At 46.7% G+C, this 12,610-nt stretch carries 9 protein-coding genes; 6 read left to right on the top strand and 3 right to left on the bottom strand.

Translation table 11 applies throughout. The features are described 5' to 3' along the window. Positions 1-180 (top strand): hypothetical protein (locus RMO55_RS19825; protein WP_310429537.1); only part of this gene is annotated, 180 nt, incomplete at its 5' end. 199 nt (positions 181-379) lie between these two features. Here the strand turns inward: RMO55_RS19825 and RMO55_RS19820 are convergent. The 3 genes from RMO55_RS19820 to RMO55_RS19810 form a co-directional block, all read right to left on the bottom strand. After that, positions 380-3,538: a filamentous hemagglutinin N-terminal domain-containing protein gene (locus RMO55_RS19820; protein WP_310429535.1), complete on the bottom strand. Its 3,159-nt coding sequence runs from the start codon at positions 3,536-3,538 to the stop codon at positions 380-382. Between the two features lie 318 nt (positions 3,539-3,856). Next, positions 3,857-6,880, bottom strand: coding sequence for a phosphoenolpyruvate carboxylase (gene ppc / locus RMO55_RS19815; RefSeq protein ID WP_310429539.1), 3,024 nt, complete (start codon positions 6,878-6,880; stop codon positions 3,857-3,859). 109 nt (positions 6,881-6,989) lie between these two features. Continuing rightward, complete coding sequence (locus RMO55_RS19810) at positions 6,990-7,241, bottom strand: hypothetical protein (RefSeq protein WP_310429533.1); 252 nt, start codon at positions 7,239-7,241, stop codon at positions 6,990-6,992. Positions 7,242-7,403: 162 nt separating this feature from the next. On the opposite strand from RMO55_RS19810, the gene RMO55_RS19805 reads away from it, so the two are divergent. The 5 genes from RMO55_RS19805 to RMO55_RS19785 form a co-directional block, all read left to right on the top strand. Further along, positions 7,404-7,583 (top strand): hypothetical protein, encoded by a 180-nt coding sequence (locus tag RMO55_RS19805; RefSeq protein ID WP_310429531.1) that lies wholly within the window; start codon positions 7,404-7,406, stop codon positions 7,581-7,583. A 256-nt stretch (positions 7,584-7,839) separates the two neighbouring features. Then, a complete protein-coding gene (gene pilM, locus RMO55_RS19800) occupies positions 7,840-8,952 on the top strand; it encodes a type IV pilus assembly protein PilM (protein ID WP_310429529.1) in 1,113 nt (370 codons plus the stop codon). A 4-nt stretch (positions 8,953-8,956) separates the two neighbouring features. Next, positions 8,957-9,940 (top strand): PilN domain-containing protein, encoded by a 984-nt coding sequence (locus RMO55_RS19795; protein WP_310429527.1) that lies wholly within the window; start codon positions 8,957-8,959, stop codon positions 9,938-9,940. Then, positions 9,937-10,707 carry a pilus assembly protein gene (locus tag RMO55_RS19790; protein ID WP_310429525.1) on the top strand — a complete coding sequence of 257 codons (771 nt, stop codon included), beginning with the start codon at positions 9,937-9,939 and terminating at the stop codon, positions 10,705-10,707. Before RMO55_RS19795 ends, RMO55_RS19790 begins: the two co-directional genes overlap by 4 nt. 128 nt (positions 10,708-10,835) lie before the next feature. Beyond that, positions 10,836-12,610: secretin N-terminal domain-containing protein (locus RMO55_RS19785; RefSeq protein ID WP_396134417.1), on the top strand; the 1,775-nt coding region annotated here is incomplete at its 3' end.

Here is a 12,610-nt window from a genome sequence, read left to right as displayed (position 1 = left end):
GGCTTGGGCGATGGTGGGGAGGAACCATATCGCAGTGCCAAAGAGCGAGAGGAGGTGTTTTTTCATGAGAGATGGGACGAATTGAACAGCGATCGAATAAGCTGTCACACATCTAAATCACACATGCGGTTTTTAAAAAGGGCTGTGATGTTTGGGTATGGACAAATGTGGATTAAATGACAAATAGCTTATTCACTAGCAGTTTCAATAAATATACTTAACTATTTCCAGTAAATCACAAAACTAAACTCAAATCTATTAGCCAATTTACGTACTCAAATGTGAAGGAAATTTAACAAAATTCGATCGAATTTACCGCTATATAACAACATCCCCGACTTCTTCAAGAAGTCGGGGATGTGTCCAGTTGCCACTTAGTTTACTTACTCGGACAACCCACCCTGGTTTTCGTCGCTCCCGCTGTTGTCTGAGCCGCAATTAGTCGCACTCGTCCATCCGGTTGAAATACCCAACCGATCGCGGGTGGTGGATATTTTGGTGGTAGACTTGCCGTCGTAGCGGGTTTAGCCTGCACCGCCCGCGCATCTGACCACAGCGCGTCGCTCTCCAGGGGTTCGCTAGCATTTGGCGGCAATCCACCGCGTCCGGTAATATAGAATTTGTTATCCCGCTGACTGGCTCCACAGGCTTGGGAGATTTGCTTACTCGCATCATTAGTAGCCGCAGGGAGTTCGCCCTTATCCTTACCTGGATCTGTTCCTGGGGTATTTATCTCGACATTGCCATCCTGTCCGAAGTTGGAACTGGCGGTAATATCATTGGTGGATTGTGATGCCCGACCTTTTTCGCGATAGACAATGCCTATGAGTCCATTGCTTGAGATGGTCACTTTGCCACCATTTCCGGTATAGGCATTGGCAGTAATATCGTTATTATCTGGTAGGGCAATAATGAACGGGGTAATAATCTGGATATTGCCACCATCGCCGCCTTGTTGGGCGGTGCCAGCGGTAGCTGAGATCCGGCTATTGTCTCGAATCAGCAGGTTGTCGCTAGCATTGAGTTCGATATTACCGCCTTTACCCGATCGAGTTTCCCCAGTAATTGCCCCACGATCTAGATCGATCGTGTCAGCATCGATCCTTAATCTGCCAGCAGTGCCCGTTCCGGCTGAAGATGTTGAGATCGTACCGTTGTCTGTGACGACTAATTGCGGTGTTTGTAATTTCAACTCGCCCCCATTCCCGACTGCACCGTTCCCAACCCCAACGGTTAAGGTACTACCTGCACCAAGGACTGTAACTGACTCAGTTGCTGTAATCGCTAACTGACCACCATTACCTTTGCCTTGGGTATCCGAGCTAATTGAGGCTCCATTTCTGATGCTGAGGCGACGAGTATCGATCGATAAATTCCCCGCATTGCCCTGTGCATAGACTGGATTGCCTTGTTTATCGACATTTCCCTGGGGGTCGAAGCCTACTCCCGCATTGATGCTGGTCGGTTGTTTGGGTGTAACCCCTGGAGAGTTAAAAACATCGATCTCATCAGCTTTGACAAATAAATTACCAGCATTACCTTTCCCAAAAGTTGCGGCTTGAACTTTACCACCATTACTCACACTTAATTTCTGGGTATTGAGTCTGAGCGTTCCACCATTACCGCGACCATCTTTGTCAACTTGGGCAAATAAACCACTAGAAGTGGTTCCGCCATCGGGTTTAGGCAGCTCTCCATCGATTTCCACAGTATGAGCATTGACGGTAAGATTGCCGGCATTGCCGCTACCACGGGATGCATTCGTCAAAATTTGCGAGCCATCTTTAAGTTGTAAATTATGAGCATTAACGGTGAGATTGCCAGCATTGCCGCTACCGTCCAGGTAAATGGAAGCAGAAATTTGCGAGCCATCTTTAAGTTGTAAGGTATCGGTGGTGATGCTAAGATTTCCGGCTTGACCGCTATCGACGAATGTTGCCGCAAAAATTTTCGACGAGCCATCTAGATCGATCGATTTATTTGCGAAGATGCTCAGATTTCCAGCGTTGCCTTTGCCAATGGTACCAGTGGAGAGATAGCCTCCCTTGGTCATTTGCAAGGTATTCGTGGTAATGGACAGATCTCCAGCATTACCAGCGTTGTATGCAGAAGCAGAAATGCCCGATCGATCGTCTAGACGGATTAAACTAGTTGCGACGATGCTCAGAGTTCCGCCAGTTCCTTTCCCAAAGGTATTTGCCAAGATCGATCCGCCATCGAGTGCTTCTAAATTAACCACCTTAATGGTCAGATTTCCGCCCCGACCCAATCCTTGTGTATCTGCGGAGATAAAAGCATCGCCGCGAAGGCTCAATCGACGCGTATCGATCGTGATATTTCCGCCTTGGCGGTTGGTGGCAATAGTTTTATCTAAGACATTTGTATTGATGTTACCATTCGATTGTTGATCGATCTCATCTGCGGCGATCGATATATTGCCTCCATTGCCATTACCCTTGGTTGATGATTGAATTTGGCTACGATTATTAATATTTAATGTCTGAGTTTTAATACTGATATTGCCAGCATCGCCGACGCTATTTTTAGAGACTTCATTCTTAATAAAGCTGGGCTTGTTTCCGCCGACTTCAATATTTTGGGTTACGTCGATCTCAATATCTCCAGCTCGACGATCGGCAGATACTTGGAAGATTCCGGCTCCAATGCCGCTACCATTCAATACGTTCAAATTTTGGGCCGTGACGGCAATACTTCCACCGCCATTACCAGCGACAGTGGCAATCGATTCATCTGTTAAAGTGACAGTCGATCGAGTTACCCCTGTGGGAAAAGTTAGCTTGGGAAAGTTATTTTCCTCACCCCAGCCAATACTACCAGGAGCGACTAATCCACCTAACTCGATCCTGCCTCCCGGAGCGATAACTTTCCCTGCATTCATCGTCACATTTCCACCGATTAACCCGATGTATTGCCCTGAATTAGTCGTCTGCAAAGTCCCATAATTGACAATTCCCGAACTCCCCGGCAGATTTGCGCTCATGTTCAGTCGGGAGATATTTAGAAATACATTCGGATCGATACTTAATAACGGCGCATCACCATTCCCACTAGTCCCAAAAGTATACCTTCTGCCTTGCCCATCGATTAAATCTACTCCAGTTGCCGTACTTGCCGCAAAAGCTTTGCCCACATTTAATTGAGTATTCGGGCCAAATACCACCCCATGAGGATTAATTAATAAAAAGTTCGTCCCATTAGTATTTAATAGCCCGTTAATATCGGAAAATAAATTTCCCGTGACGCGGGTAATTATCGACTGATTTCCCGCTGGATTAGTAAAGTTTGCCGCGCCGCCTGCGCGGATGGAGAAATCGGTAAAACTATGGAATAAATTTTGTCCCCGCCGCAATCCACCATCGATGTTGAAGTTATTCGCTCCGGTGGGATTGACGATCGTCCCAATTTGACTATTATCGGCTACTGGATTCCGGTTTGAAGGGCTATAAGTCTGGGATTGGGCGATGGTGGGGAGGAACCATATCGCAGTGCCAAAGAGCGAGAGGAGGTGTTTTTTCATGAGAGATGGGACGAATTGAACAGCGATCGAATAAGCTGTCACACATCTAAATCACACATGCAGTTTTTACAAAGGGCTGTGATGTTTGGGTATGGGTAAATGTGGATTAAATGACAAATAGCTTATTCACTAGCAATTTCAATAAATATACTTAGTTATTTCCAGTAAATCATAAAACTCAACTCAAATCTATTATGTAGCTATTTGACGTACTCAAATGTGAAGGAAATTTAACACAATTCGATCGAATTCACCGCTACACAGCAACATCCCCGACTTCTTGAAGAAGTCGGGGATGTTGCTGTGTAGCCATATCAACTAGCCCGTATTTCGCATTCCAGCGGCAATCCCATTAATGGTTAATAATGCGCCGTCTAGGAGTTCTTTTTTGCTGTAGCGAGAGTAGATCATGCCTGCTCCGCCGTGTTGACGTAGGCGTTTGAGTAGGGAGACTTGAAGGAATCCGAGAGGAACGATGCTACCATTGCGGAGTTGAATCGAGCGTTGGAGTTCGGGATTGTCATCTAATAATTTTTCGTGTCCAGAAATTCGCAAAACTAGATCGCAGATCAGATGATACTCTTTGGTGATGCGATCGAACAGAATTTCAAACTGCTCTCGGTTATCTGGGTGAGAGAGTTCCTCCATGTAATGGCGAGCAATTTGGAGATCGACTTTGGAGATCGTCATTTCTACTTTGGAAATCGCCATGCGGAAAAATGGCCATTTGCGGTAGAAGCCTTGGAGTAGTTCAAAGTTTTCTTCAGGAGCTTCGGCGACAAATTCATGGAGTGCGGCACCGACACCGTACCAGGAGGGGAGCAGGAACCGACTTTGCGTCCAACTAAATACCCAGGGAATGGCGCGGAGACTGGCTAAATCGCGTTTTCCACCGCGACGAGCGGGGCGGGAACTGATTTGGAGATGACTGATTTCGTCGATCGGGGTAACTTGATGAAAGAAGTTTACTAGATCGGGACAGTCGTATACTAGAGCACGATAGTGGGTACGCGATCGATCGGCGAGATCTTCCATTACTTCATTCCAGGGTTCGATATCATCGATACCGCCAGACATCAGGCTGGTTTTGATTACCGCACTGGCGATCTGTTCCAGATTATAGAGCGCGAGTTCGGGGAGGGAGTATTTAGACGCGAGAACTTCGCCCTGTTCGGTAATCTTGATCCGCCCATTAATACTCTGCCCAGGCTGGGCTAGAATCGCCTCGTGGGATGGCCCGCCACCTCTACCGACGCTTCCGCCTCTACCGTGGAAAATCCGCAGCTTGACGGCGAATTTCTCGGCGATCGATTGGAGCGATTTTTGGGCTTTATGAATTTCCCAATTACTACTGAGGAAGCCAGCATCTTTATTACTGTCGGAATAGCCCAACATCACCTCTTGGAGATTGGGTACTAATCCAGGGATAGCGTTATCTGGCGTTGGCTGATAGCCGCCTGTTAGGGCAGATCGATATAAGGGCAACTCAAATAGAGATTGCATTACCAGCGGTGCTTTTTTGAGATCTTCGACGGTTTCAAATAAGGGTACCACTTGGAGACTGGTAATTCCCGTTGCGGGGTCATATAGTCCCGATTCTTTGGCAAGAAGCATGACTTCGAGAATGTCACTAGTATCCCGATTCATACTAATAACATAAGTTTGGCAGATTTCGGGGCCAAATTCCTGGTGGAGTTTTCGTAGCATCCGAAAGGTTTCGACTGTCTCGACTGTCTTGGGTGAGAAGGGTAATTCGCCAGGGATTAGGGGGCGACGGGTTTGGAGTTCCTGCACCAACCATTGGACTCGATCGGTCTCCGAAAGGTCGTGATAGGATTGGGGCAATACCTGGAGATAATCGGCGATTTCGGCGATCGTGTCGGCATGACGACTGCTTTCTTGGCGGATATCTAATTGAGCGAGATTAAATCCGTAGATTTCTACTTGGCAAATTAATGTTTCTAAGGCTTGACAAGTTAATCCAGTTTGCTGCAAACTCAGCCGAATCAAACTTAACTCCTTGAGAAAATCGGCCCCAGAATGGTAGCAGGTATGCGGATTTTGTTCGGCTTTCGGCAATTCGAGACTATCCCAGTCAGATACTTGACGAGATCTGTCAAGTGTATTTGAGAGCCGCTTGATAATGTAAGTGAGCTTGAGTCGATAAGGTTCTTGACGATAGCGGATGGCTAATTCGTCGTAGATTTCGGGGAAATGGGATTTATCCTGTTCGAGGGATTCTAATAACGCGGGTAAAACATTGCTCCAGTGCAGGGAAAGACTGAGTGAATTAGTTAAACCTCTGGTAGACTTAATATATTTCTTGAGTACGATTCCCCGCTGATAACAAGCGGTTTGCCAAGTGATTTTGGGCGTAACCGAGGGATTACCATCGCGATCCGATCCTACCCACGAGCCAAACCGACAGAAGCGATTGCTGGGTGGATTGAGATAGGGAAAAGACTGTTTGAGAGCCAGACTCAAGCGGTAAGACAGTTGGGGAATCGCATCGAATAAGACTTCCTCAAAATAGTGGAGGGTATAGTCTACCTCGTCCAAAACTGTCGGCTTGAATTGGTGTAATTCATCCGTCCGCCACCAAAGTAGGATTTCTTCTAATAGTTCGCCTTCTAATTCGGCTACTTCCCACGAAGACTGAATCCCCAGGCGCGTCATATCCTCCTCAGCTCGATCGAGTTTCTCCAGAATTTGAGCTACCCGCCGTTGTTTATCCCGAATTGTATGACGCACAATCTCCGTTGGGTGGGCGGTAAATACCAAACCGATATCCAACTCATCGAATAGTCTTTGGATCTGCTGAGGGGGCACTCCCGCTGCTTTGAGGCTGGGAAATAGAGCTGTAAATGTACCACGATCTTTCTGTGGTTCGACCGAAGCTTGCCAATTTTTTTCGAGTAACCCCGCTCCCAGGGGAGCGATACTTTCATCTGCGCGATTAGGATCTAAACCTGGAGAGATCGGTACCGCATACTGCAGCGACAATTTGAGAGCCAGCTTCTGTTCGCATTGCTCGTAGTGTTGCTCAACAATATTAATCAATTGGAAATAGAGCGCGAATGCCCGTGCGGCGCGAATCGCATCTTTGAGATCGAGTTGTTCGATCAGTTGGTGAACCTCTTGGGATAGAGGTTCTGCGGCACTACCATCTGAAGCGCACATCTCCCGCAATCGGTTGAGTAGATTGACCAAATCTTGCCCACAAGCATCTCGCAGCACTCGTTCCCACAAGTCTTCGATTACCTTGAGACGATGGTTTAGTTGTAAATTGGATGGATTAGATACCATCAATTCTGGTTCCGACAGGTGGGCTAGCGGATGCATATAACAATTGCTCGCGGTATGGACGTGGGGGTGGTGTTGGGGAGTTGGGGTGTGAGGGAGTTGGCTGTACCACCGTATGGGGTGTGGGGGTGTTGTGTGCGCGTTAATTTTAGTCGCTTTGGCGTAGCCGCTGCGAACGAGATTCACGATCTGTCGAAGCAGTCTCGTCGATTGGCAGATGTAAAACTGGCAATCGATCGCCTCGAAAGATCTCCTCGCTAACTAATCCTACCTGTTCGAGGAAGCCACTGGCCGCTCGAACGGTGACGATTGTCGCCAACCAAGGGATCGCAGCTAAACTGACCAATACAGATGGAGGAACTATCGGGATTGGTAAAGGCGGCGTTGATGGTGCTGACATATACAAATGGGTGCGTAGGGAGCAGGTTGCGAAAAGTGTGTCACTGGCGGGCGATTCGCCCAATGGTCTTAGGTTTTCCCCGATCGGACGCTCCGGTGGTACAGGCAAGTAGAGCATCTGCTCAAGACAGCGGGAAGCCAGAATTAAACTCTTAAACTGTTGTTGACGATCGTCAATCCTAAACAAGCTAATTTTAGAGGTTCCGCGCCCTTGGTGGGGAATTTAGAGATGTCAGACATGAAGCCCTTCCATCATAACCTTTGTCGATCGGTCTATGGTTGTCTCGATCGATACAAATATCTCCGCATCACCTGTCATCAAAACAGCAACTTACAGTTGTAGCTTGGTTAAAAAACCAAAAATAGACCCCAAATTTCTACAATCTGCAAAAAAAGCTATCTGCAATGTTAATTGTGATGGGTTGTTGCGGGTAATTTAAGTAGGAGAGTAATTCAACATTTAAATCATTCGGATCGATGGCGATCGAGGAGTGCTACAACAGTCGGCTTAGAATTATTCAATCTTTGCTTCTTTAATTATCCCCGTCTTCGCTACTTCTTGCTAGTGGCATATTCCAGGCTATGAGTAATAAATTTATATGCTTAATCGATTAAAAAATCTATTTCCCCGCCGAGGTAATGGAGTGGCGATCGAACTTGGGTCCGAACGGATCAATATTGCCCAACTCCAAAAAAAAGGTGCCGATCTCACCCTGAAACATCTCTGCTCCGCAGAAGTTCCTGAAGGAATTTTTGAGGAAGGGCGAATTGTCAATCCCCAAGAGTTAGGCGATTTAATTCGCACGACGCTATCAGACAACAAAATTAAGGCAACTCATGTCACCACTTCCGTCCCAATGCGGGAAGCTGTGATTAGGTTAATTCCACTCCCAGCCGAACTGAACGATCGAGAAGTTCGAGATCTCATTCTCAACCAGGAAGCAGCTCTATACCTGCCCTATCCGCGTGAAGAGGTCGATATCGACTATCAAAAACTCGATCTGATCACTGACGAAGACGGGCTAGATAAAGTGCAAGTGATGTTAGCTGCCACTCGCAAGGAAGTCACGGATAGTTATATCGAGACCTTTCAATATGCGGGATTACCAGTCAAGGTCTTAGAAATTAGTAGCTTTGCTGTCCTTCGTACCATTAAAGAACAACTGCGCCAATTCGCACCCCAAGAAGCGGTAGTGCTGATCGATATTGAGTTTGACTGTACCGAAATTGCGATCGTCGTCAACGGTATTCCCCAATTCAATCGTACCGTTCCGATCGGCACATTTCAACTGCAAGAAGCACTCAGTAGTGCGATGAATCTTCCGTTAACTAGAAATTCAGACATTTTGCAAGATCTCACCATCCCCGATGTCCCTGTCAGCAGCCTGAATAATAGTTCAAATATGACTAATATCAATCCTGGCATGGCAGCAACGATTCGGATTTTAGCCGAACTAGCCGATGAAGTCCGCCGCAGCATTGAGTTTTATATGAGTCACAATGGCCAAGAACTCAAACTTGAACAACTACTACTCGCCGGACCAGGTGGCGGATTAGGGCAACTCGACCTTTTCTTCACTCAGCGATTGAGTATTCCTACTACCCAAGTCGATCCCATTGGTGGATTGGGTTTGGAACCAGAAATGGATATTCCCATCGGTCAACGACCTGGACTAGGAGTAGTTCTAGGCTTAGGAATGCGCGAGGTATAACAATATGTATAGTCTAGATATCAATTTACTGCGCGAACGATCTGAGTACCAGACGGGCGAACAGAGCGAGTTCATCAACAATACCAACATTGCGCCACCAAAATACGGCAAAATTCCGCTATTTGTTGGTGCCGGATTAGCCGCGCTCTCTTTACTGGCTACTGGTGCAGGTTGGATGTTTCTGGGTCAGCAAACAACTCAACTTGAGGCCAAGCAGAAAGAATTGGACCAAAAGTTGGGTAGTTTGCTAGCTCAAGATCGACGATTGGAACAGTTGAATGGACAAGTCGCCCAAATCAATGATGAAACCCAGTCCTTAGCCAGTGTCTTCAATCAAATTCAACCCTGGTCTGCTGTGTTACAAGACTTGCGGGAAAGTATTCCCCAGGGCGTTCAGATTGCAGGTGTAGCCCAGAGCGAGATTAAACCTCCCGTGGCAGTCGCACCCGCCGCACCCGCACCCAAACCACCCAGTGGCGGTTTGATTAACAAAATCTCCACTGTTCCCAATCCTGACGCAAAGCCAACACCAAATCCGACCCCTGCGGCTGCTGGTACCCCAGCACCAGCACCAGCCTTGACTCCTGGCAGTACTGCTACCGCAACTCTTCCTGCGGATGTACCTACCACCAAGCTAGATATTATGGGGACAGCGAAATCTTTTGAAGAAGTCAATAACTTTATTTTGACTCTCAAACAATCGGCATTTTTCAATCCCGATGATACTCAGTTAATCAGTGCTGGCTTGGCTCCTGCTACTGCTTTGACCAAGGTACCTGTAGCGACAGGACCGCTCACTACCACAGAAAAAACAGCGCAAGAAAGATTGAATCGACTGGAGCTACCCAAGGTAGTTGAATACAAAATTCAAACCTCACTCAAACGCATCCCCGCAGCAGATCTGATCCGTGAATTGGAGCGCAAAGGTGCTGTTGGGTTAGTAACTCGACTCAGAAGTCTTCAACAACAGCAGGCCATTAAACCATGACATATAGTAGCGATTTAATTGAAAGCGATCTGGTCAACAATACAACTTTTCTTGCTGCACCAACATATCCATCAATCTTTGGGATTACTTTTAGTCCGACAGTTAGCGGTTTATGTTTAGCTGTAGTTGGAATTGGTATTTCTGGATATCTATTTACAAGTTCTATCCAACCACAATTAACTAAAAATCAGGAGTTGGCAGCTAAACTATCCCAAACTCAAAATCAGATCGATCAACGAAAGGATAATGCGAAAAAAATTGCGATCGCCGAAAAAACTCTCGATCGAGCTAATGCTCAAAAGCAAGTAGTGATTGGATTATTTGCTAGCGATAAAAAGTTGGATACACTGCTCCTAGATCTAAACAAATTAGTCAATATCCGGCAAGGAGAACTGCAGAAATTTAACCCAGATGCTCCTGTTCCTGGTAGTGGTAGTAGTGGTGCTGCGGTTGTCGCCGATGGTTCGCTAGGTGCGGCGTTAAATAACAAAATCAAACGTAAAGGAGTGCAAATCGAAGTTAAAGGTAACTTCGAGCAAGTCCAGTCGATCTTACGCACGATCGAAAGATTGGATCAATTACTCATTATCAAAGATTTTCGTGCGGATGTGGACAAGACAACTCAGAAGATAGTAGTAGACGCTCAAGGGAAAATTATTCCCCAACCAGAAGCTAGTATCAAAACCTCGTTTAAAATCCAAGCTTTGATTCCCCTAACCGCTGCAGAGCAAGTTGCTGCAACCCCACCACCACCACCGAAAAAGTAATCGATTCGGCAGTAAATAGTTAACAGTTATCGAGGTATCTCAAGATGATGGCAAACTTACAACCTTTCATCTAAATAACTGCTGACTAACCAAACCCCCAATATTTTCCTGGAGTAGGAGATCTAAAAATGAGTAACCGTAAACAGATTATTACTAGTATCGCGATCGGTAGCGCAGTTGCAGCACTATCTGTATCTAATGTCAATGCAGCAACACAGCCTGCTCAACTAGGCACACCAGAAACCAAGAGCGATTTACTCGCTCAAACACCACCACCGCCACCCGCACCAACTCAACAGCCACTCGTCCCCAATCCCAAAATCACCATCGACGGTATCACGCCCACTCCTGGTGTTGGACTGCTCACTCCCACCATGCCGCGTGCGGTTGCACCCCCAGTCGGTGATATCAGCATCTCCAGTATTGATGCTGACATCCCCCAAATCAATCTAAATTCCACTGCGCGAATTAATATGGTCTTGAAAAACTCTCCCGCGCGGGAAGTTTTACAGTCACTAGCTCGATCGGCAAATCTCAATCTAGCTTATTCTGATAGTGTTGATAAAGATGGTAAGCCCAAACCCGAGCCAAATATTTCGATTGACTTACGTAACGAACCAGTCCAAAATGCGTTCAACTATGTACTCCAGCTTAGTAGCTTAGAAGCAAATCGGGTTGGTAATACCATTTTCGTTGGTACTCGATTACCGGATGCCGTCCGCGACACAAACGTCCGCACCATGCGGATGAACCAAATCACCGCAGATGCTGCTGCCGGATTTTTAGCTACTCAGGGTGCAGAAGTGCGGATCAGTAGTGTCACTGAAAAAGTTGAAGTTGGTACTCCTAGTAGAGATTTAACTGGAGTATCAGCAACTGGAGTGGGTGCTCAATCACTCGCGACTGGTAGCGTTCGGACTATGAAAATCGACCCAATCGTGATCGACTTTGACAAAGCTACCTCTCCAGCAGTTCTCAAAGGTTTATCCGTTAGTGCAGATGAACGATTGAATTCGATCACTCTGATTGGTACATCCCGAAAAGTAGCAATGGCTACGGCGATGCTCACCAGGCTGGATGCGCGCCGCCGTCAAGTTGCCTTAAACGTCAAAATCGTTGATGTCAATCTCTCCAATGCCAACAGTATGAGCAATAGCCTCTCCTTTAAATCAGGAGATGGTTTCCTCTCTGTCGATAAAGGTGCTGCCGTGTACAACTATGGTGGTGCTAATCCAGCTACCAACGCTCAGACACTCAACAGTCCCACAACTCCCCCTGTTACTGCACTCACTTTACCTGGTGGCGGTTCGCCGTTCCTCGATTACAACCCTAACGGAAATTTAAACAGCCAAACTAGTGGAAACAGTGCTGGCTTGGGTAATACTGCCCGTCCAAATGTGGGAACTGCCGCCAACCCCTATCAACCAGGCGTGACTGCCTACGTTCCTCCTAATGCCATCGTATTACCTCCAACTTTCAATAACACGCCAGCAACATTTAACACTGGAACGGACGCTGTAATCAGCCCAGAAACAGGACAATTAATTCAACGAGGCGGACAACTCACTGGTTATGTTGTCAGCCCAGCAACAGGTCAACTTGTAGGACGTGGCGGACAACTCACGTTTGGATCTGTAACTCCTGGATCTCCAGCTACAGTGACATATGGCGCACCTGCTAACTATCAAATTCCCACCAAGTTTCTATCTACTCTCCAAGCTCAAATCATCAGTGGTAACGGCAAAATTTTAACCGATCCTACTTTAGTAGTTCAAGAAGGTCAAAAAACCAATGTTAATCTCACCCAAGATGTCTTTGGTGGCTTTAAAATCAACACTGTTTCTGGTACTGGCGCAACTACCAGTACTAGAGAGCCAATCATCAAGCAAGCTGGTCTAATTCT

The sequence above is a fragment of the Chamaesiphon sp. VAR_48_metabat_135_sub genome, assembly GCF_031418915.1.
Classification (GTDB): domain Bacteria; phylum Cyanobacteriota; class Cyanobacteriia; order Cyanobacteriales; family Chamaesiphonaceae; genus Chamaesiphon.
Note: the sequence above shows the minus strand (reverse complement) of the source record. Positions and strands in the feature narration are given on the sequence as shown.